Consider the following 19,752-nt stretch of genomic DNA (forward strand, 5'->3'; position numbering starts at 1 on the left):
GCATCCCTCTCCTGAAGGAGCAACAACGTGTCGACGGACAGAATGCGTACCAGGGTGACCCGCCTCGACACGCTGACCGGGTTACGCTTTCCCGCCGCTTTCGTGGTGTTCCTCTACCACGCGGCACTTCTGGGCTTCCTGGGCGTCCCCTGGCTGAGCAGCGCCTCGGCCGTCACCACGTACTACGACGCCGTGGCCCATGCCGGCGCCCTCGGCGTCACGTTCTTCTTCGTGCTCAGCGGCTTCGTCCTGACCTGGTCGGCCCGGGACACCGACACCGCTCCGCGCTTCTGGCGGCGGCGCTTCCTCAAGATCGTCCCGAACTACGTCATCGTCTGGGCGCTGGCCATGCTGGTCTTCGCGGCGCCCCTCACGGACATGACGATCGGCCTGCTCAACCTGTTCATGGTCCAGGTCTGGTACCCGGACTTCGCGATCAACTTCGGGGTGAACCCGGCCGGTTGGTCCCTGGGCGTCGAGGCGGTCTTCTACCTCCTCTTCCCCGTCCTCTTCCACTGGATCAAGAAGATCCCGGCCCGCCGGCTGAACCTCTGGATCGTGGCCGTCGTCGCCGGCATCGTCGCGACGCCGCTGCTCTCCACGCTGCTGGTCCCGGCCGGGGCGATGATGCCGACCGAGCCCGACACCTCGATCAACCAGTACTTCTTCTCCTACATCCTGCCGCTGCCCCGGGTCCTGGACTTCGCCCTGGGCATCCTCGTGGCCCGTTCCGTGATGGCGGGGCGCTGGCGCGACATCGGCATGCTCCGGTCCGGCGCCCTGCTCGTCGCCGCCTTCGCCCTCGGGTACTTCACGCCGCCCATCTACGCGACCCGCGCGGTCTGCGTCGTCCCCGCCGCCCTGCTCATCGCGGCCGGTGCGATCGCGGACGACGAGGGCCGGTTCACGCTCTTCCGCAACCGCGCGATGGTCTGGCTCGGTGACATCTCCTTCGCCTTCTACCTGGTGCACTACACGGTGATGGTGGCGGTGTGGAAGCTGCTCGGCAGCCACTCGTACTCGAACGCGGCGGCCGTCGGGCTGATGGCGCTGGCCATGGGCGTCGCGATCCTGGCCTCGTGGGCCCTGTTCACCCTGGTCGAGCGGCCGATCACACGGCGCTGGTCGAACCCGCGGAAGAAGCTCGCGGCCGCCGGGCCCGCAGCCGCCACCGCGCCTGCCGCCGCCACCGCGCCCCGGCCCCACGCGGCCCGGGGCGCGGGCGAGCCGGTCGGCTCCGCCCCCGCCGGGTGACCGTACGCACCGAGGGAACGGGACCGCCCGCCCCCTCCGGCTCCGGCCGGTGGGGGGCGGGCGGTCCCTCGCGTACGTCAGAGGCCGGCCGCGGCGCGCAGGCCCGCGGCCGTGGAGACGTGGCCGAAGAGCGCGCCGCCGGGATCCAGGGCGGCCGACTCCCCGAGCCCGCCGAGATGGACCGGTACGAAACCGGCGTCGTGCACCAGGGTCTCCGTGAGCTGCCGGGCGCCGGGGTCGTCGGACGCGGTGCCCATGCCCCAGAAGTGCCGCTGCCGCGTGCCGCGCGACCACAGCAACTCGTCCGGGAAGTGGCAGAAGGCGCGGGTGACGGGGCTGTCGGGCAGCAGCTCGGCGCTCCTGCTCCCCCGGGTGACGCCCGGTTCGAGCACCGAGACGAACAGCCCCTCCGGCGAGACGCCGATCGGGCTGGTCGCGTCTATCACGGTCTTTCCCGCCAGCGGGCCCGCCAGTCGACCCAGGAGGCCGTCGAGGGCCGGATGCGGGACGGACAGCAGGACGACGTCGCTCGCCCCGACCGCCTCGGCGTACGTCGCGGCCCGCGCCCGCTCGCCCAGCGGCTCGACGCTGGACGCGAGCCGGCCCGGGTCCCGGGAGCCGAACGTCACGCGGTGCCCGGCTGCCACCCAGTGCCGGCCGAGCGGGCGCCCGATGTTGCCCGCGCCCAGGATGCCGATGTTCATGGGGAACTCCTCGCTTCGGTTTTCCGTGCGTACGACGTCGGCCGCCGGTCACGGTGACCGGCGGCCGACTCAAGGGGGGTGGTGGTTCAGTACGGGGTGACGTCGGGCCAGACCAGGGCGGTCGAACCCCAGGTCACGCCACCGCCGAAGGCACTCATCAGCACCCGGTCGCCCGGCGTGATCAGACCGTCGGCGACGGCGTCGGAGAGGGCCAGCGGGATGGAGGCGGCCGAGGTGTTGCCGACGCGGTCGAGGTTGACGACCGTCCGGTCCCGCGCCATGCCGAGCTGGTCGGCCACGGCGTGCAGGATCCGGACGTTCGCCTGGTGGCCCACGAACCGGTCCACCGAGTCCGCCGCCCATCCGGCGCGCTCGAGCATGGCCTGGGAGGAGGCCGCCATACGGGTCACGGCGTGCCGGAACACCGACTTGCCCTGCATGGCGAAGTACGCGTCGGCGGGGTCCGGTTCGGGCGCGTCGGCCGCGGCGGCGGCCGAGCGCTGCCGCGAGCCGCCGCCCGGGACGATGATCAGGTCCTTCAGCGAGCCGTCGCTGCCCAGGTCGTACCCGAGCAGAGCACCCGGCTCGGTGGGGTCACCGGCCCGCAGCACCACGGCTCCGGCGCCGTCGCCGAAGATGACCGACGTGGTGCGGTCCTGCGGGTCGAGGATCGTCGAGTACGTCTCCGCGCCGATGACCAGGACGCGCTCCGCGATGCCGGCGGCGATGGCGCCCGCGGCGGAGGCGAGTCCGTAGACGAAGCCGCTGCACACCGCGGCCACGTCGTACGCGGGCACGCCCTCCAGGCCCAGCCGGAAGGCGACTTCGGGAGCCGTCGCCGGGCACGGGTGGTCCGGGGTGGTCGTGGCGAGCACCACCAGGTCGACCTCCCCGGAGCCGGCCGACTTCAGCGCCCGCTCGCCCGCCGCGACGGCGAGGTCGCCCGTGGCGGTCCCCGGGTCGGCCCAGTGCCGCTGGGTGATGCCCGTACGGGTGCGTATCCACTCGTCCGAGGTGTCCATGGTCCGGGACAGTTCCTCGTTGGTCACGACGCGGGGCGGGACGAACGTCCCGAGCCCGGCGAGGACCGCCGTCCGGCCGCGGCCCGACGCATCGGTGGTATCGGTCGCATCGGTGGTATCGGTCGCATCGGTCACATCGGCGGCATCGGTCGCATGAGTCAAGGGAGGCCTCCATAGTCGCCGGTGCGGGACGCCGCAACCGGGCACGGTGGAACGGGCCGCTCTCCGCTCGGGGGCCGGCCACCCGACGATTCTGCGGCGGCGGCCGGAACCCATCCAGACCGTGCCGCCGGTGGTGGTGGGACCACCACCCTCGCGGTGCCCCCTACGACCAGGCCGACACGGGACCGGCGGCGCCCGGCGGGAGGTACACCAGGAGGCGGGTGCGGGCGGCCTCGTCCAGGTCCATGGTGAAGAGCACGTAGGAGACCCGCCCCTCGTGGGGGTGGTCCACCTCCACGGTCGTCGGCACGAACTCCTCGACCTCGTGGCGCTCCCACAGCTCGGCGAAGCGCGGGTCGCTGCCCGCCAGTTCGTCCGCGATCTCCTCGTACCGCGGATCGTCGGCCCCGTACGAGGACTGCAGGCGGAAGCGGGCCGTCATCCGGCGGGCCAGCTGGGGCCGGTTCAGGTACCGCCGGCCGTGGGATCCGGTGAACAGGCTCGTCAGGAAGTTGTCGTTGCCGTCGCGGCCCAGGCGGAGCACCTCGGCTGCGGGTTCGTTGACCGCGAGGACCTCCCAGTACCGGTCGATGACGCAGGCGGGTCCGAGCAGCTGGGTGTCGACCATCCGCTGGAAGAGGCCGGAATCCGGGAGGTCGGGGGCCGCGAGCGGAAGCGGCGGATTGGCGTCCGCGAGCCGGTACAGGTGCACCCGTTCGTGCTCGCTGAAGCGCAGGGCCCGGCTGATCGCGTCGAGTATCCCGTCCGACACCTTGATGGGGCGGCCCTGTTCCAGCCACGCGTACCACGACGCACTGACCCCGGCCAGGACCGCGACCTCCTCGCGGCGGAGCCCGACCCGGGCGCGCCGGGCGGCCGTCGCCAGTCCGACGTCCTCGGGCGAGAGTGCCGCCCGGCGGCTCCGCAGGAAGTGCGCCAGCTCGGTGCGCTTCTTCTTCGTACGGTCGTTGCGCTCGTCGTGGTCGGTGCGATCGGTACGGTCGGTCCCTAACGGCATGGCGTCCATACCGCCCGAAGGTAGGTCACACCACCACGCGGTGTCAGCGGCGGGAATCACACCGTTCGGTTTTCGGCCGCCGTCTCGAGGATGTGCCCCAACTCGCCGAAGAACAGGTCCTTGTGCTCCCGGTTGAAGAAGTGGCCTCCCGGGAGGGTGCGGAACGAGAAGCTCCCGCTCGTGTGCGCGCGCCACGCCTGCGCGTCCGCCGCGGGCACCAGCGGGTCGCTGCTGCCCAGCAGTACGTGGACCGGGCAGGGCAGCGGCCGGTGGCCCGCCTCCGGGTGCCGGTAGGTACCGCATACCCGCAGGTCCTCGCGGAGCCGCTCCACGACGGTCTTCATGCGCGCGGGGTTCTCCCGCAGCAGCCGTCCGGCTCCACCCAGGCCCAACAGCAGCTCGAGGGAGGCTCGATCCGATAGCCCTACGGTCAGGTCGGGCGCAGCCTGGACGTGCGGCGCGCGGTGGGCACCGGCCACGAAACAGGCGGGCGGGCGCCGTCCCGCGGCGATGTGCCGCTGTGCCACGCCGTAGGAGACCAGCGCTCCCATGCTGTGCCCGTAGAAGGCGTAGGGCTCGTCGAGGAAGGGGGTCAGCTGCCTTGTCACCTCGCGTACGAGGTCGTCCATCGTGCTGACGGCGCCGGGGACGCCGGCCGCGGGCACCGACCTGGGGGGCATCGACACCGGCACCACCTCCACGCCGCGGCCGAGCCATTGCCCCCAGCCCGAGAAGGACCAGGCGCTGCCGCCCGCGTGATGGAAGCAGAACAGGCGCAGCCTGGCCGACTCGTTCTTGGCCCGGATGCTCTCCGCCGTACCCGCCGCCGTGGCAGCCGGGATGTTCGCCGCTGTGTGGAACATGCCGCCAGTGTGGCGGGCCGCTGCGGCGGGAGGGAGTGTCTTTCGAACGGGGTGGTGCCACCACCACCGGTGGGGCCTGCCGACCGGGCGCGACGCACCGGGATTTTCTTCGGTCGGACAGAGAAATCGGACAGAGAAAGAGGTCGAGGAATGCAGACGACTGCATCCCCTCCGGTATCAGGACTCTTACGGCGGACGCGGCTGCGGCATTTCCTGCGGGCGCGCAGGGAGCAGATCACGCCGGAGGAAGTCGGTCTGGTGTACGTGGAACGCAGACGTACGCCGGGGCTGCGGCGCGAGGAGGTCGCGGCCCTGGCCGGGGTCGGGGTGTCCTGGTACACCTGGCTGGAACAGGGGCGGGACATCAACGTATCCGAGGGCATCGTGAACGCGGTCAGCAATGCGCTGCGGCTCGGGGACGTGGAGCGCACGTATTTCTACCGGCTGGCCGGCCACAATCCGCCGCAGCCGACGGCGGGCCGCCGGTGGGACAGCGAGTACGCGCGGATGAACGCGCTCGTCGAGGGGTGGTCGCGCAATCCCGCGTACATCACCGACCGGTACGGACGCATCGAACTGGCCAGCCGTTCGGCGCGCTCGCTGTTCCGCATCGAAGCCCGCGGCGACAACTGCGTGCTGAAGTTCTTCACCGAGCCGTCCACGCGCGAGAAGTACCCGGAGGCGGACGAGGTGGGGCGCGGTCTGGTCGCCCAGTTCCGGGCGCAGTCGGCCCGTTTCCCGGAGGACCGGGAGTTCGGCCGGATCGCCGAGCGGCTGAGCGAGCGCAGCCCGCGCTTCGCCACGCTGTGGGACAGCCACGAGGTGGTCGGCCCGAACCAGAGCCGGCGCAAGATCGCGCTCCCGCAGGCCGGGGTGCGGGTCTTCGACCGCGTGGTGATGAGCGTGCCGGAGAGTCCCGAATCCCTGCTGACCCTTTATGTCGCCCGGCCCGGTGCGGAATCGGCCGCGCGGCCGCGCGAGTTGGCCGGCTGCCGCGCCGAGGCCGCCTGATTCCCGCGCCGGTGGTGTTCGCACCACCATGATCAGGAGACACTTCCTCCGCCCGTTCCCGGAACCCATGATGAATCCGTGGGACGCGGAGGAAATTCGATCCGCTGAATTCACCAGCTCCGATCCCGCAACGCGAAAGTCGGCGTTCCCAGTGATTCACGGAGGATTCTCATGGATGTTTCGATCGTCAGCCGGGTGATCACGGTCCTGGGCGAACTGGACGTGCAGACGGCAGACGTCACGCCGGACACCACGTTCGAGGCGATGGAGATCGATTCGCTGCTGCTGGAAGAACTGGCACTGCGGCTGCAGAAGACGTTCGGCGTCGAGATCGAGATGGGTGAACTCGTCCCCGAGCAGACCGTGGCGGAGGCGGCCGCGGTGATCTCGGCCAAGGGCGTCACCGTCTCCTGACACCGTCTCCTGACACCGGCACCTTCCCGGTTCACACATTCCCGCATTCACGCATTCACGCATTCACCGAAAGGGCACACCCATGTCTTCCACCCTGCTCGTCCTCAATGAAGTCGCCGTGGCCCCCGGCCGGCTGGACCAGGTCCTCGCCGAGTGGGACCGCCTGCACCGGAAGGAGCCGGTGGCCGGCCGCGCCCTCTACGTCAGCGTCGACGACGGCAACGTCCTGGAGATCACGCCGGTCAAGGAGCTCTCCGAGCTGGACGGCCTGAACGCGGGCTGGAAGCAGCTGTGGGAGGCCGTGTCGGACGACCTCGTCACGGACTTCCGCCGCCACCTCCTGGAGTTCGTCGAGGCTCCCAAGGACACCGCCGACCCGCTGCCGCAGACCCCGTACGTGCAGCTGCGCTACATCGAGGTGAAGCCCCGCGAGTACGCGGCGTACCGCGAGTGGCGCGAGAACACCATCTTCGACGTCGTCCGCCGCGCGGACGAGGTGAAGACGTTCCTCGCCTACCACTCGCTGATCAGCTCGCAGCCGGGCGTGATGTTCGTGTCCGGCTTCGAGGTCGAGCCGGCCGACTACCAGGCCGTCTTCACCTCGCCGGAGTACCAGGAGATCGTCCGTCAGGCGGGCGACCGATACATCGTGGGCGGCGAGAGCGGTCTCTACACCCGCGTCTACCAGCGCGCCGATGTCTGAGAAGTACGAGCTCGCCCTCACGACCCAGGGGCCGCTGTACCCGCCGAGCGAGGTCATGGACGGCGAAGGCAACTTCGTGGTGGTGGGCATGATCAATCGGCCCACCACCGCCGGCGGGACCGCCCCCGAGTGGGGCGCGGCCGTGGTCTCGCCGGCCAGTCCGGTGCCCGAGTTCGGCCGCCTCGCCCCCTACACGGTGGTGCGCGAGCTGGACACCGACCCCGGAGGGGCGGACCGGGACCTCGTGCTCCACACGCTGCCGCTGCCCCTGCCGTGCAACAACTACCCCATGGTGTTCGCGCCGGAGCAACGGCCCGACGCCGACCGGGTCCGGCGCCCGAGCCACGCCTTCCACGAGGTGCCGATCCCGGACCTGCGGGCGCAGGACGGGCCCAAGGTCGTCGAGCCGGTGACCTTCGGCCGGTGGATGGAGGCGAGCGGGACCCTGGAGGTCGCCGTGACCCCGGACGGCCGGTCCGCGACGTTCGACTTCGACTTCTCCCGCCTCGTGCCGGACAGCGTCTACACGGTGATGTCGCTGCGCGCCCGCGACCTGGATCCGGCCGGCCCCACCCGGCCGGGCCCGCTCGGGGTGCCGAACGTGTTCACCACCGACGCGGACGGCTCCGGCCGCTACCACGCCACGATGCCGGACCCGTTCCCGGACCCGGAGCTGCCCGGCGCCAACCGGATCATCAACGTCGTCGTGCTGTGGATGAGCTACCAGCGCAGCTACGGCGGCGCCATCGGGGAGTTCGGCCTCGGCGGGGACATCCACGCCCACCTCAAACTGCGCGGCCCGTCCTTCCGGGACCTGCGCACCACACGCTGAGAGGTCCCACCCATGCCCATCATCTCCGTCACCACCTGGGACGGCCAGGACGACGCCCAGTGCCGGGAGCTCGTGGAGGAGCTGACCCGGACCGTCCGGAAGGTCACGGGAGCACCCCTGGACAAGATCACGGTCTACGTGCAGGAAGTGCCGCGCAACCGCTGGGCCGAGGGCGGGGCCCTGGGCAGCGACCCGGAGTTCCCGGTGCTGAGCCGGCGCCTGACCGAATGACGTGACCCCCTCCACCACCCGAACAGGAAAGGTCGAAAGCCATGTCCGTGCCCATGCCCCACGAGTCGCCCCAGGCCACCGATGCCAAGCCCGGCACGCTGTTCCTCGTGGGCGACGTGTTCGCCGAGTTCGCCCACCACGAGGGCGTGTTCACCGTCTCCCAGCTGGCCCGTCTGATCAGGAACGGGGCATTCCCCGAGAGCGCCGGCGACGCCGGCGGGGTCCGCGTGAGCGTGGGGCAGGGCGTCTCCCTGTTCGACGTCCAGTACGTACGCGACACCCTGGCCCGGCGCGGGCTGACGGACCTGGTCGTCATCGACGACCAGGCGCTGCACACCCGCGCCGGCCGGGAGATCGCCCACAAGCACCGTTCCGAGAACGTGCTGATCTCCGCGCCCCGTCCGGTGGGTGACGACTGGTACGAGGCGGACCTGCTGGTCGACGGCGACAACGAGGTGATGTCCGACCACCTCACCGGGCAGCACATGCAGGGGATGCTGGCCACCGAGGCCGGCCGGCAGATGTTCATAGCGGTGGCCGAGCAGTTCTACCTGCCGCACGAGGCGGTCGGGAGCAGCTACTTCGTCATCGACTCCTTCGCGACCCGGTACCGCAACTTCCTCTTCCCGCTGCCCGCGGTGGTGCGGTGCCGCGTCCTCGCCCACCGCACCCCGCACCGCACCCGGATGACCTTCCACTGCGAACTCTCCGTGAGCCAGGGCGGGTCGGAGACCGCGGGCATGGAGGTCCGGTTCACCGCCTTCGACACCCAGGTCTCGCACGCCAAGGAGACGCGGGCGGCGCAGCGGTCCCTCCAGGACGGGGTGGCGCTGGCCACGGCGGCGGCCGCCGCTCAGGCCCCGGCTCCGGCGCGCGCGGAGGTCCGTACGTCATGACCGATCACATGCCCGGGTACATGACCGAGTACGTCTGGGCTTCCCTGTCCGGGGCGAACCGGCCCTACATCGTCTTCAGCGACGTCGACGAGACGCTGATCTCCGTCAAGAGCATGTTCGACTTCCTCCACTACCGGCTCGTGCGCCGGCACGGCGCGGCCGGGGAGGAGGAGTACGAGCGGATCTCCGCGGTCATCGCCCGGCGGGCCGCCGACGGCGCCCCCCGCTCCGAGATCAACCGCTTCTACTACAGCCACTACGCCGGCGAGTCCGTGGACACCGTCACGCGGCTGGCGGACGACTGGTTCACCGAACGCACCTCCTCCACCCGCGGCTTCTACATCGACTCCACGCGCCGGGCGCTGCGCGGCCACCGGGCCGCCGGCGCGCCCCTGGTCCTGGTCTCGGGCTCGTTCCCGCCCCTCCTGGAGCCGCTGGCGCGCGAGCTGGGCGCCGCAACGGTCCTCTGCACCCGCCCGCTGATCCGGGACGGCGTCTACACCGGCGAGGTCGGCACTCCGGTCATCGGCGAGGGCAAGCGCGCCGCGGTGCTCGCCCATCTGGCGGCGCGGCCCGCCGTCGACCCGCGCGACTGCTTCGCGTACGGGGACCACGTCTCCGACCTGCCGATGCTCGAACTCGTGGGGCACCCCGTGGCCGTGGGCGACGATCCCGAACTGCGGGCGCACCTGGCGGCCCTCCGCCCCGAGACGATCGCCGCGCGATGAGCGGGCGCCGGTTCCACGTACTGCTCGGTCCCGACGGGGCCGGCAAGTCCTCGGCCATGGGGCGCTTGGTGTCGATGCTGCCCGAGTGGCACATGGTCTCGACGGACAGCGCGTTCGTCGCCCCCGAACACGCCCTGATCACGAGGTTGCGGCAGGACGTGCACGAGCACCTGCTGCCCGGGCTCGGCACCGCCTACTCCGCGGACTTCCTGGCCGGCGTGCTGCAGACCGCCGTGATCCACCTCCGCGACCAGGTGCGGGAGGCGGACCCGCGGGTGCCGGTGCTGGTGGACTCGTACTACTACAAGATCCTGGCGAAGTGCCGGATGGCCGGGGTCCGAAACCGCGCGATGTACGGCTGGTGGCGCTCCTTCCCGCAGCCCAGCGGGGTGGTCTTCCTCGACGTCTCGCCCGAGTCCGCCTGGCGCCGCCGCGGTGACGGCGCACGCCTGAACTCCCTGGAGTACGACGGGGAGGACGGGAGCTGGCCCCAGTTCGAGCGCTACCAGCGGGACCTGCGCAAGCTGATGCTCGAGGAGGTGCGGGAGCTGCCGGTCACGGTGCTGGCGCAGCAGCCCGACGCCGACCGGGCGGCCGAAGCCGTACGGGAGGTGCTCACCTCGTGAACACCGAATCCGTCTGGCACGCCCCGGGCCACACCGGCCGCTACCGCGAGCGCGTGTTCGCCGCGCGCGAGCGGCTGGCGGCCGAACACGCCGACCTGCGCGGCGCGCAGCAGCGCGTCCTCACCGATCTGGTGGGCTTCAACGCCTCCACGCTGTTCGGCAGGCGGCACGGGCTGGGCCGCGTCCTGACGGTGGACGACTTCCGCGAGGCCGTCCCCGTACGCGACTACGCCGACCACGCCGACCTCATCGAGCGGACGGCCGCCGGGGAGCGCAACCTCCTGTCGGCCGACGCGCCCGCCGTCTACTTCACCAGCAGCGGCAGCACCGGAGCGCACAAGAAGGTGCCCGTCACCCCGCGCTTCATGCGGACGGCCTTCATGCCGTTCTACTTCGCCGCCTGGGCCCCGCTGATCGAGCACTTCCCCGACGTGCTGGACCGGCCCGACGCCGTCCTCAACCTCAAGCACGACCCGCTGGGCGCCCCGCCCACCACGGGCGACGGCCGGCCCCATGCGGGTGCCAGCCAGGTGGACTTCGGCGCCCGCTTCGGCGAACCCCTCTCGGCCGAGCCCGGCACGGGCGCGCCGTGGGCGACGCTCCCGGTGCCGACCGAGCCCGGTGACCACCTGGAGCGGGCGTACCTGCGGCTGCGGCTGGCGGTGCAGAGCGATCTGCGCGCGCTGATCGGCATCAACCCCGCGATGGTCGCCGCCGTCCCGTACCAGCTGAACCTGTGGTGGCCGCGGATCGTGAAGGAGGTCCGGGACGGCACCCTCGGCGGTCTGCCGCACCGGGCGCCGGACCCGGGGCGGGCCGCCGAGCTCGGACGCCTCGCGGATTACTTCGGCACCGTGCGGCCCGCGCAGGTGTGGCCCCGGCTTCGGGCGGTCTTCTGCTGGACCACCGGCGTGGCCTCGCTCTACCTGCCCGCCCTGCGGGAGGAGTTCGGCTCCGGAGTCACGGTCCTGCCGGCCCCGGTGGCCGCCTCGGAGGGGCCGGTCGGCGTGGCGCTGGACCGGCACGCGTCGGCGGGCAGCCTCGTCGCGTCGGCCTCGGTGTACGAGTTCGTGCCCGCCGATCAGGATCTCGCCCCGGACTCCGCCACCCTGCTGCCGCACGAGCTCGAAGCCGGCCGGGACTACCACGTGATCTTCAGCCACGTCGGCGGGCTGTACCGGTACGCCGTCGGTGACGTGGTCCGGGTCGTCGACACGGCCGGCGGGGTGCCGCGGCTGGAGTACGCGGGCCGGGGCGTCCGGTCCGACGCCGCGGGTGAGCGGCTGCGGGACGCGGAGGTGGTCCGGGCCCTGCACACGGCCCTGGACTCCGGCGGCCTCGCGCTGCGCAACGTGGCGTGCCGGGTCGAACCGGCGGGCCCCGGGCGCCCGGCGGGCCCCGGGCGCCCGGCGGGCCCGGGGGAGCTCGGGGCTCCGCGCTACGTGTTCGCGATCGCCCCGCGCACCCCCTGGCACACGGCCGAGACCGCGCGCTTCACCGCCGCCCTGGACCGTTGCCTGGCGGCGCAGTCCGCCGGGTACGCACGGGCCAGGACGGGCGGCCGGCTGGCCGCCCCCGCCGTACGCCTGCTGGACGCCGAGGCGTTCGACCGCGACTGGCACGAGGCGGTCGGCACGGGCATCCGCCCGACACAGGTCAAGGACCGCCTCTTCCGGCAGGACGACGCCCTCTGGGGGCGCCTGACCCGGACCCCGCTCGCCTGATCCCGCTCGCCTGATCCCGCCCCTGCCCCGCCCCGCGTCGGCCGTCCGGCACACCCCCGTACAAGGAGCCACCATGCCCGTGCTCAACCCCGTCGAACGGACCGCCCTGCTCACCGCCGCGCTGCGGGCCGCCGAGACCCGCCGCGAGGACCGGCTGTACGAGGACCCGTACGCCGCCGGACTGGTCGGCGAGGCGGGCCCGGAGCTGCTCGCCGAGATCCGGGCGGCGACCTTCCCGCCCGACCGGCCGCGCACCCTGCCCAGCACCCCGGACTACAACGCCATCCGCACCCGCTTCTTCGACGACCTGCTCCAGGAGGCGGCCCGGGATCCGGGCACCACCCAGCTCGTGCTGGCCCCGGCCGGCATGGACTCGCGCGCCTACCGGCTGCCGTGGCCCGGGCACATCCGCTACTTCGAGGTCGACCGCCCGGCGGTGCTCGACTTCAAGGCCGGGCGCCTGCGGGGGGCGCAGCCCCGGGTCGACCACCGTACGGTCGCCGTCGACCTCACGGCCGACGACTGGGAGGACCGCCTCATCGCCTCCGGCTACGACCCCGCCGTCCCTTCGGCGTGGCTGCTGGAGGGGCTCCTCTACTACGTACCCGAGGCCGACGCGCGCCGCATGCTGGAGCGGGTCTCCGCGATCTGCGCGCCCGGCAGCCGGATCGCCGCCGACATCGTCAACCGGGCCGCCCTGACCCTGCCCCACATGCGCGGTCTGCTGGACGTGTTCGCGGGCTGGGGATGCCCGTGGGTGTTCGGCACCGACGAGCCGGAGGCCCTGTTCGAGCAGTACGGGTTCGACGTACGGGCCGTCCAGCCGGGCGAGCCCGGCGCCGACTTCGGGCGGTGGCCCGACCCGGTGCCGCCGCGCGCGGTGTCGGACGTACGGCGGGTGTTCTTCGTGCACGGCAGGCGTCGCTGACCATGACGAGCACCGTGATCGCGGGCGGCGGCACCGCCGGCCTCGCCCTGGCCCTGGCGCTCGGCGCGCGCGGCCACCGGGTGCGGGTGCTGGAGCGCAGCGAACCCCCGCCGGACGGGCCGGTCGTCAAGAGCGCCGAGGTGTGGGAGCGGCCCTCGGTGCCCCAGGCCGGCCACGACCACATCCTGAACGCGCTCGGCGTGCGCATGCTGCGTTCCCACGCCCCGGCCGTGCTCGACGCGGCGCTGGCGGAGGGGGCCCGGCTCGCCGACCTCACCACCGCGGCGCCTCCGGGTCCCGCGGAGCCGGGGGACGAGGAGCTCGTCACGCTGCTCGTCCGCCGCTGTGTCCTGGACCTCGTACTGCACCGGGCCGTCCGGGCCCTGCCCCGCGTGACCGTCAGCCACCGCACCACGGTCGCGGGGGTGCTGACGGCCCCGTCCGGGCCGACGACGCGGCGCGTGACCGGCGTCGTCACGGACCGTGGCGAGCGCGTCCCCGCCGACCTCGTGGTGGACGCCTCCGGCCGCCGGTCGGCGTCCCGGTCCTGGCTGGCCGCGGCGGGCTTCCCGGCGGCGGGCGATCTGACCGGCCCCAGCCGGCTGCACGCCTTCGGCCGCTTCTACCGGCTGCGCGACCCCGGCGGCCCGCCGCCGGGCCCGCTCAACCGCGCCAACGCGGCCGGCGGCATCTGGGACCACTACTCCGCCGTCCTGCACCCGGCGGACAACGACGTCTTCGCCATCACCTTCGGCGCGCTCCCCGGGGACCGCGCGATGGCGGCCCTGCGCACTCCCGCCGCCTTCACCGCCGCCTGCCGCCTCTCGCCGTACCTGGCCGCCTGGGTCGAGGAGGACGCGGCGCGGCCGCTCGGACCGGTCCGGGCCATCGCGATGCCGCCGAACATCCTGCGCGGCGCCGGGCCCGGCCGGCAGCGTCCGGTCGCCGGGCTGCTGCGGGTCGGGGACGCGGCCTGCGTCACCGATCCGATGTTCGGCCGCGGCCTGTCCCTCGCCCTCGCGCACGCCTTCCGGCTGGCCGACCTGATCGGGGAAGACCCGGTGGCGGACGAGTGGTTGGGCCTGGCGGCCGCCGACCTCGCCGACCGCGTCCTGCGCCCCTGGTACGAGCTGGGGGCGCACGACTCCCGGCTGCGCGCCGAACGGTGGCGGGCGGCGGCCGGAGCGCCCCCGGTCACCGAGCCGGACCCGCCCGCACCTCCCGTGCCGCCCGTGCCCGAGCCGGTCTGGAACGCCGCGCTCGCGGCCGCGGCCGGCGACCGCCGCGTGTGGCGGGGCATCACCCGGATCGGGACGAGCCTCGCCGCCCCCGCCGAGGTCTTCGCCGACCCGGAGTTCCTGGCCCGCGTGCGGGCGGCGGCGCCGGGCACCCCGGCGCCCGCCGGCCCACGGCCACCGACGTACGCCGGACTCCGTCGGACCGTCACCGCCCACGCCCCGGACCAGGAGGAAGGATGAACGTGCCGCCCCGGAAGAACGTCCTGCTGGCTCCGGTCACCGTCACTCCCACCAAACCGCTGACCCCCAGCCACCTCAAGGGCCTGCTGTGGACCGACGTGATGTTCCGGGCCACCGCCCCGCTCGCCGCGGTGACGTACCGCTACAGCCACACCACCTACCACGTCACCGAACAGACCGTCGGTTTCTGGGAGTACCTCGACCGCACCCACGGGGAGACCGACTACACGCAGCTCTCCGAGGAGGAGATCGGGGAGCTGTACGTCCGCCACCGCGCCGAGGGGCGGCCTCAGAGCGCCGAGGTCCTGCGGCCCTACCGGGAGGCCGTCGAGCACGGCGGCTGGGTGCATCCGGCGAGCGAGCGGATGCTGCGGCTGTGGGCCGGTCACTACGAGCGGCTGGGGATGCACGACCCCGGCCTGCGCGAGCACCAGCCGCCGGGCCTCGGCCTGGAGGAGATGGTGGAACGGCTGGGCACCGTGGGCCTGGTCCTCGACCAGCGGCAGTGCGGGGGCCCCGTCTACCTGGACCTCACCCGGTACGGAATGCCGCTGCGCCGGATCGTCACCGCCGACGGCCGTCCCAACTACCTGGCCTGCGCCCTGCGCGAGCTGCTGCCGCTGGTGCCCTGGTACGACGAGGTGGTGCTGCTGTACGACCGCGAGCTCGACGCGGACTACCGGCTGCTGCACCGCGTGCTGACCAGCCTGGGGCCGCCGGTGCGCCGGGTGCCCATCGGCCGGGTGCCCATCGAGGGCAAGATCACCTCGGCCCGGCACGGCGGCTGGCGCGACCACACGGCGGGCGCGCTGCTGCGGGCCTCCGACGCGACGGACGCCGCCGCCGGTGCCGACGGCGACGACGCGCTGCGGCTCGGCATGCGCCTGTACTTCATCGCGACCCTCGGACCCGGGCAGCAGCAGTCCTTCCGCCACGACCTGCTGCGGCACTGCCTGACCGTGGCGGCCCGGCTCCTGAGGCGCTCGCGGTCCGCCGCCGGTGCGGGCGATCTGGCCGGCGCGCTGGAACCGCACCGGCGGGGCCACGCGTACGTCGACCCCTACCGGCTGGCCTGCTCGCTCCTCGGCAAGGGCCGCCCCGCCCCCGATCCCTCACTGCTCTCGGCGGTGTTCCTGTGACCCCCTTCCCGCTGTCCTCCGCGGCCCTGCTCAAGTCGGCCGCGGACCGTGTCCGCTCCGCCCGGCCCGAGCTGGCCGACGGGCTCGACCTGTCCAGTGCGCAGGCCCTGCGCACCGTCCGGGCCGGGCTCCACGGGCCCCGTACCGCCCCGGCCGACGAGGCGCTGGCCGTGGTCGTCATCCGCCGGCTCGACCTGCCCCGGTGGGTGTGCGAGACCTGCGCCTTCGCCCTCGCGCTGGCTCCCGGGGAACGGGAGGCGTGGCGGCGCTCGTTCACCCGTACCGTCTATCTGGCCGGCAGCCCGGCCAACCTCCGCGAGCGGTTCGCCTTCGCCCACGTCGCCGGGGACGACTCGGTGGCCTGGGCCGGGCCCGCGCCCGGCGCGGAGACGGCCGCGCTGCGCCGGCTGCTCAAGGCCTTCGAGGCCGCGCACGAGCTGACCGCGCAGCGGTCGGCCACCGTGACCGTGCCCGGCCGTCCGGGCACCCGTCCCCCGGCCCACCGCGAGCTGTACATCGCCACCGCCAGGGTGTCGGTCACCGGGGCGCTCGTGCACCTCAACCACCTGCTCGCCGAGGCCGTCCTGGACGGTCTGATCGGTCCCGGGGACCGCCTGACGCTGCGGTTCGTACCGCGCCTGACGGGCCTGGGCGCGCAGCTCGCCCTGTTGCGCGTCGACACCGATGTCCACCGCCCGGACGAACTCCAGGCCTACGCCGCACTGACCACGGAGGTCTGAAATGCCCACCCCCACCCCCACCCCCGCCCCCGCCCCCACGGCCACCGCGCCGCGCACCGTCCGCCTGGGCGTCCACGGCTCGACGCACCTGGCCTCCCGCCTGGTCGCGGCCGCCGGCCATGCGCCGGAATCGGTGGAGTACGTCCCGTACGAGGTGACCGAGCCGTTCGGCCCGCTGCGGGCCGGTGACGCGGACATCATGATCGTCAAGTACGACCCGCTGGAGCCGGACCTCGCCGTGAGCGGGCCGGTCGGCTTCGACGGGCGGGCCGTCCTCGTCGGGGCCCACCACCCGCTGGCCGGGCGGGCCTCGGTCTCGGTCGAGGAGGTCGCGGAGTACGGGGGTTTCCGGTGCCCCGGGGACTTTCCGGCGCACGTCTGGGACCTGGTGGTGCCGCCGCGGACCCCGTCGGGCCGGCCGATCCGCCGCGTCCACGCCATGACGACGCTGAGCGCGATGACGGAGCTGCTCAGGAGCACGTACGCGATCCACCTTTCCTTCCAGTCCCTGGACGCGGTGCTCCCGCCGGACGTGAAGGTGGTTCCGGTGCACGATCTGCCGCCTTCACCGGTGGCGTTCGCCTGGCTGCGGGGCGCCGCACCGCCCGCGCACGTGCGGCGGTTCGTCGCCGACGCACGCCGGGCGGCGCTGCGATGAGCCTCCCCCTGGTCCTCCTCCACGCCCTGCCCCTCGACTCCTCCCTGTGGGACGGGACGGCCCGGGCCCTGCGCGCCGGGGGCCGCCGGGTCCTCACCCCCGACCAGTGCGGTTTCGGCTCCGCGCCGCTGCCGCACGGCTCGCCGCCCTCGCTCGATCCGGTGGCCGACGGCCTGGCCCGGGAGCTCGACCGGCAGGGCATCGGCGAAGTCGCCCTCGCCGGCTGCTCCATGGGCGGCTACGTGGCGATGGCGTTCCTGCGCCGCCATCCGCACCGCGTCCGCGCGCTGGCCCTGCTGGCGGCCAGGAGTACGGCCGACTCCGACGAGGCGGCCGGCCGGCGCCTGCGCTTCGCCGACGCGATCCTCGACGACTCGGCGCGCGCCGGGCTCGTCGCCGCGACCACCCCGTCCCTGCTGGGCGCCACCACGCGGGCCCGGCGCCCGCACCTGACGGCGCGGGTGACCGATCTGGCGCTGGCGGCGCGGCCGCGCTCCGTCGCCTGGGCGCAGCGGGCCGTCGCGGCCCGTCCGGACTCCACGGCCACCCTGCGGACGGCGGACGTCCCCGCGGTGGTCGTGATCGGTGCCGAGGACGAGCTCGTCTCCCTGGACGAGGCCTGCCGGACGGCCCAGGCGCTGCCGCGCGGCCGGCTCGTCGTCCTTCCCGGGGTCGGCCACCTCGCTCCCCTGGAGGCACCGGAGGCGACGGCGGAGATCCTCTCGGGCCTGCTCGCCCCTGCGGAAACCACCGGTGCGCAGGCCCTCGTACGGGCGGAAGCGGAGGCAGCGGCGTGCTGACGGCGGATCACGCGGCATGGGGTTACGCGACGTCCACCGGGCTTCCGTTCACCCACGAGGAGATCGTGGACCCGCACTTCGAGGCCTGCGCCGCGCACTACCGGGACGCGCTGGACGGGGTCGGCATCCGGCCCGGGTGGCACGTGCTGGACGCGGGCTGCGGCAGCGGTGCGTTCCTGCCCCGGATCTGCGAGCTCGTCGGTGCGCGGGGCCGCGTCTCGGCCCTCGACCTGGCTCCGGAGAACGTCGAGCGCGCCGCCGGGCGGCTGCGGGACCACCCGGCCACCGCACCGCTGGTGGCACGGCAGGGCAGCGTCCTCGACCTGCCGTACGCGGACGGCATGTTCGACGCCGTCTGGTGCTCGAACACCACGCAGTACCTGGACGACGCGGAGCTGGTGCGCGCGCTGGCGGAGCTGCGCCGGGTCACCAGGCCCGGCGGGCTCGTCGCGGTCAAGGACGTGGACGGCTCGCTGAGCACGGTCCGCCCGGCGGACCCGTTCCTGATCACCGACTTCCTCCGGGCGTCCGCCACCTCCCCCGGCTACGCCCGCCAGCTGCTCCGGGGCCGTGACCTGTACCGCCGGCTGCGCGCGGCGGGCCTGACGGACGTGACGCAGCGCACGATCCTCATGGAACACCACGCTCCGCTGGCCCCGGCCGCCCTCCGGTTCTACGCGAACGCGTGCGCGCGCTTCGCCCGGCAGGCGGCGGACGAGGGCATCGCGGGGAACTGGGCTCCCTTCCTCGACCCCGAGGATCCGGCCGGCCCGCTGCGCGACCCCGACGGATACGTCAGCGAGGGGAACGTCATCGCGATCGGCAGGGTGCCGTTCGCATCGATGGACACGGATGGAGACGACACACCATGAACGACGCACGCGGCACCGCCGAGATGACCCGTCGCGCCACGCTCACCGGGGGTGCCCTCGTCGGCATCGGCATCGCCGAGGGCCTGCTGAACCCGACGCCCGTCGCGGCCGCGGCCGCGGCCGCCTCCGGCGACGGCTCCCGCTACGAGCGCGGGCTGGCCGTCCTGCACGCGACCTCGGGCGAGCGCGGGGCGGGCGTGATCGAGTCGCTGCGGGACATCGCCCCGGACCTCGGGCGCTACGTCGTCGAGTTCGCGTACGGGGACGTCTACGCCCGGCCGGGGCTCGACCTGCGCGAGCGGGAGCTGTCGACGGTCGCCGCGCTCGCCGCCCAGGGGGACACCGCCCCGCAGCTGGACTTCCACATCGACGCGGCGCTGCACGTCGGCGTGCGGCCGCAGGAGGTCGTCGAGGCCCTGATCCACATCGTCCCGTTCATGGGGTTCCCCCGGGCGCTCAACGCGATGGGCGTCGCCAGGAAGGTCTTCGCCGACCGGGGCGTCACCTTCGAGCCCCGGGTCATGCACGACACCCGCGACCGCTACGAGCGCGGGACCGAGAAGCTGGTGGAGATCGACGGGCGCCACGGCCTGGAGGTCGTGGAGTCGCTGCGTGACATCGCCCCGGACCTCGGCCGGTTCATCGTCGAGTTCACCTTCGGCGACGTCTACCACCGCCCGTGGCTCTCGCCTCGGCGGCGCCAGCTCGTCACCGTCGCCGCCCTGACGGCCTTCGGCGACACCGCCCCCCAGCTGCGCGTGCACATCGGCGCGGCCCTGAACGTCGGGCTGAGTCCGGCGCAGATCGTGGAGGCGCTGATCCACGTGGTGCCGTACGCCGGGTTCCCGCGGGTGCTGAACGCCATCGGGGTGGCCCGGGAGGTGTTCGAGAAGCGGGACGCGGCGGTGCGCTGAGGCGACGGGAACCCGCGACGACCGGACGGCACGAC

Annotated in this window: 22 protein-coding genes; 18 read left to right on the forward strand and 4 right to left on the reverse strand. The window is 73.5% G+C overall.

Going from position 1 to position 19,752, the window contains the following annotated elements; genetic code table 11:
- Positions 1–27 precede the first annotated feature (27 nt).
- On the forward strand, positions 28–1,254 hold the full coding sequence (locus tag K7B10_RS14600; RefSeq protein WP_229336478.1) for an acyltransferase family protein: 1,227 nt from the start codon (positions 28–30) through the stop codon (positions 1,252–1,254).
- Between the two features lie 77 nt (positions 1,255–1,331).
- On the opposite strand, the gene K7B10_RS14605 is transcribed toward K7B10_RS14600, so the two are convergent.
- The 4 genes from K7B10_RS14605 to K7B10_RS14620 form a co-directional block, all read right to left on the reverse strand.
- Positions 1,332–1,958: an NADPH-dependent F420 reductase gene (locus tag K7B10_RS14605; protein WP_229336479.1), complete on the reverse strand. Its 627-nt coding sequence runs from the start codon at positions 1,956–1,958 to the stop codon at positions 1,332–1,334.
- Positions 1,959–2,044: 86 nt separating this feature from the next.
- Complete coding sequence (locus tag K7B10_RS14610) at positions 2,045–3,115, reverse strand: beta-ketoacyl-ACP synthase III (protein ID WP_372481550.1); 1,071 nt, start codon at positions 3,113–3,115, stop codon at positions 2,045–2,047.
- A gap of 190 nt (positions 3,116–3,305) precedes the next feature.
- A complete protein-coding gene (locus K7B10_RS14615; protein WP_229336480.1) occupies positions 3,306–4,160 on the reverse strand; it encodes a helix-turn-helix transcriptional regulator in 855 nt (284 codons plus the stop codon).
- Positions 4,161–4,216: 56 nt separating this feature from the next.
- Positions 4,217–5,023, reverse strand: a complete 807-nt coding sequence (locus K7B10_RS14620) for a thioesterase II family protein (protein ID WP_229336481.1) — start codon at positions 5,021–5,023, stop codon at positions 4,217–4,219.
- A 150-nt stretch (positions 5,024–5,173) separates the two neighbouring features.
- Between K7B10_RS14620 and K7B10_RS14625 the strand changes: the two genes are divergently transcribed.
- The 17 genes from K7B10_RS14625 (at position 5,174) to K7B10_RS14705 (ending at position 19,717) form a co-directional block, all read left to right on the forward strand.
- Positions 5,174–6,034: a helix-turn-helix transcriptional regulator gene (locus K7B10_RS14625; RefSeq protein WP_229336482.1), complete on the forward strand. Its 861-nt coding sequence runs from the start codon at positions 5,174–5,176 to the stop codon at positions 6,032–6,034.
- A 171-nt stretch (positions 6,035–6,205) separates the two neighbouring features.
- Positions 6,206–6,448, forward strand: coding sequence for an acyl carrier protein (locus K7B10_RS14630; RefSeq protein WP_229336483.1), 243 nt, complete (start codon positions 6,206–6,208; stop codon positions 6,446–6,448).
- Between the two features lie 82 nt (positions 6,449–6,530).
- Positions 6,531–7,151, forward strand: a complete 621-nt coding sequence (locus tag K7B10_RS14635; RefSeq protein WP_229336484.1) for a hypothetical protein — start codon at positions 6,531–6,533, stop codon at positions 7,149–7,151.
- Positions 7,144–7,983: a hypothetical protein gene (locus K7B10_RS14640; RefSeq protein ID WP_229336485.1), complete on the forward strand. Its 840-nt coding sequence runs from the start codon at positions 7,144–7,146 to the stop codon at positions 7,981–7,983. The genes K7B10_RS14635 and K7B10_RS14640 overlap by 8 nt, the downstream gene beginning before the upstream one ends.
- A gap of 12 nt (positions 7,984–7,995) precedes the next feature.
- The gene (locus K7B10_RS14645) at positions 7,996–8,214 is read left to right on the forward strand and encodes a tautomerase family protein (RefSeq protein WP_229336486.1); all 219 of its coding nucleotides are present in this window, start codon (positions 7,996–7,998) and stop codon (positions 8,212–8,214) included.
- Between the two features lie 41 nt (positions 8,215–8,255).
- Positions 8,256–9,110 carry an AfsA-related hotdog domain-containing protein gene (locus K7B10_RS14650; RefSeq protein ID WP_229336487.1) on the forward strand — a complete coding sequence of 285 codons (855 nt, stop codon included), beginning with the start codon at positions 8,256–8,258 and terminating at the stop codon, positions 9,108–9,110.
- A complete protein-coding gene (locus tag K7B10_RS14655; RefSeq protein WP_229336488.1) occupies positions 9,107–9,838 on the forward strand; it encodes an HAD family hydrolase in 732 nt (243 codons plus the stop codon). The genes K7B10_RS14650 and K7B10_RS14655 overlap by 4 nt, the downstream gene beginning before the upstream one ends.
- The gene (locus tag K7B10_RS14660) at positions 9,835–10,464 is read left to right on the forward strand and encodes a hypothetical protein (protein WP_229336489.1); all 630 of its coding nucleotides are present in this window, start codon (positions 9,835–9,837) and stop codon (positions 10,462–10,464) included. The genes K7B10_RS14655 and K7B10_RS14660 overlap by 4 nt, the downstream gene beginning before the upstream one ends.
- On the forward strand, positions 10,461–12,188 hold the full coding sequence (locus tag K7B10_RS14665) for a GH3 family acyl-acid amido synthetase (protein WP_229336490.1): 1,728 nt from the start codon (positions 10,461–10,463) through the stop codon (positions 12,186–12,188). The genes K7B10_RS14660 and K7B10_RS14665 overlap by 4 nt, the downstream gene beginning before the upstream one ends.
- A gap of 73 nt (positions 12,189–12,261) precedes the next feature.
- A complete protein-coding gene (locus K7B10_RS14670) occupies positions 12,262–13,116 on the forward strand; it encodes a class I SAM-dependent methyltransferase (RefSeq protein WP_229336491.1) in 855 nt (284 codons plus the stop codon).
- Between the two features lie 2 nt (positions 13,117–13,118).
- Positions 13,119–14,594 (forward strand): FAD-dependent monooxygenase, encoded by a 1,476-nt coding sequence (locus K7B10_RS14675; RefSeq protein WP_229336492.1) that lies wholly within the window; start codon positions 13,119–13,121, stop codon positions 14,592–14,594.
- Positions 14,591–15,733: a hypothetical protein gene (locus tag K7B10_RS14680; RefSeq protein ID WP_229336493.1), complete on the forward strand. Its 1,143-nt coding sequence runs from the start codon at positions 14,591–14,593 to the stop codon at positions 15,731–15,733. Before K7B10_RS14675 ends, K7B10_RS14680 begins: the two co-directional genes overlap by 4 nt.
- Complete coding sequence (locus K7B10_RS14685) at positions 15,730–16,473, forward strand: DUF6182 family protein (protein ID WP_229336494.1); 744 nt, start codon at positions 15,730–15,732, stop codon at positions 16,471–16,473. The genes K7B10_RS14680 and K7B10_RS14685 overlap by 4 nt, the downstream gene beginning before the upstream one ends.
- Position 16,474: 1 nt before the next feature.
- The gene (locus K7B10_RS14690) at positions 16,475–17,131 is read left to right on the forward strand and encodes a LysR substrate-binding domain-containing protein (RefSeq protein ID WP_229336495.1); all 657 of its coding nucleotides are present in this window, start codon (positions 16,475–16,477) and stop codon (positions 17,129–17,131) included.
- Complete coding sequence (locus K7B10_RS14695) at positions 17,128–17,931, forward strand: alpha/beta fold hydrolase (protein ID WP_229336496.1); 804 nt, start codon at positions 17,128–17,130, stop codon at positions 17,929–17,931. The genes K7B10_RS14690 and K7B10_RS14695 overlap by 4 nt, the downstream gene beginning before the upstream one ends.
- Positions 17,925–18,803 (forward strand): class I SAM-dependent methyltransferase, encoded by an 879-nt coding sequence (locus K7B10_RS14700; protein WP_229336497.1) that lies wholly within the window; start codon positions 17,925–17,927, stop codon positions 18,801–18,803. Before K7B10_RS14695 ends, K7B10_RS14700 begins: the two co-directional genes overlap by 7 nt.
- Positions 18,800–19,717 (forward strand): carboxymuconolactone decarboxylase family protein, encoded by a 918-nt coding sequence (locus K7B10_RS14705; protein WP_229336498.1) that lies wholly within the window; start codon positions 18,800–18,802, stop codon positions 19,715–19,717. Before K7B10_RS14700 ends, K7B10_RS14705 begins: the two co-directional genes overlap by 4 nt.
- Positions 19,718–19,752 lie beyond the last annotated feature (35 nt).

It is taken from the genome of Streptomyces flavotricini (genome assembly GCF_020639365.1).
Classification (GTDB): domain Bacteria; phylum Actinomycetota; class Actinomycetes; order Streptomycetales; family Streptomycetaceae; genus Streptomyces; species Streptomyces flavotricini.